The sequence below is a fragment of the Nocardiopsis chromatogenes YIM 90109 genome (assembly GCF_000341185.1).
In the GTDB taxonomy this organism is placed as follows: Bacteria; Actinomycetota; Actinomycetes; order Streptosporangiales; family Streptosporangiaceae; genus Nocardiopsis_A; species Nocardiopsis_A chromatogenes.
The window spans coordinates 1-829 of sequence record NZ_ANBH01000407.1; the positions used below are offsets into that span (position 1 = coordinate 1).

Consider the following 829-nt stretch of genomic DNA (forward strand, 5'->3'; position numbering starts at 1 on the left):
GCACCCCGCCGCGCGCCTTCTCGAACACCTCGGCGGTGAGCTGGGCGGTGTGCCCCACGTACCGCCCCACCAGGTCGGCGCGGGCCGCCTCGACGGTCTGCCCGCCGGGCAGCACCCCCAGCGCGCTGAGCAGCCTGCCGTAGATGCGGGCCACCGTGGTCTTGCCGGTGCCGGGGGGACCGGAGAACACCAGGTGGTGGCTGAGCGTGGGCACCGGCATGCCCAGCTCCCGCCGCCGCGAGGCGGTGACGAGCACGTTCACCAGGTCGTTGACGACCTCCTTGACCTCGGCCAGGCCGGTCAGCGCGTCCAGCTCGGCACGCAGCCCGGCGACCGCGTCGGAGCCGCCGCCCTCCGGTCCCGCCTCCGCTCCGCCGTCCAGGTCCTCGGGCAGCAGCAGGGTGAGCTCGGCGGGGTCGGCCGGGGGGTTCTCCCCGAGCCGGTGCGCCTGCCGGTCCACCATCTGCTCGAACACCTTGCGGGCCTCGCGCCCGTTGCCGAAGGCGGGCCCCTTGTGCATCCGGTCGAAGTGCCGCAGCAGGGCCGTGCGCAGCCCCTCGTCCAGCGTGTAGCTGTGCACGGCGCCCTGGGCCTCCACGATCGCCACCAGCTCCTCGGAGCGGTAGTTGGGGAACTCGACCGTGCGGGCGAACCGGGACGCCAATCCGGGGTTGGAGGCCAGGAACCCCTCCATCTCGGGGCCGTACCCGGCGACGATCACCACCACGTCGTCGCGGTGGTCCTCCATCAGCTTCACCAGGGTGTCCACCGCCTCCTGGCCGAAGTCGCTGCCCGACCCGGCCGGGGTGAGCGTGTAGGCCTCGTCGAT

1 protein-coding gene is annotated in these 829 nt (G+C 73.6%); it reads right to left on the reverse strand.

Going from position 1 to position 829, the window contains the following annotated elements:
- Positions 1–829, reverse strand: an 829-nt coding sequence (locus D476_RS35355) for an AAA family ATPase (protein WP_040729026.1), incomplete at both ends; no start/stop codon positions are given.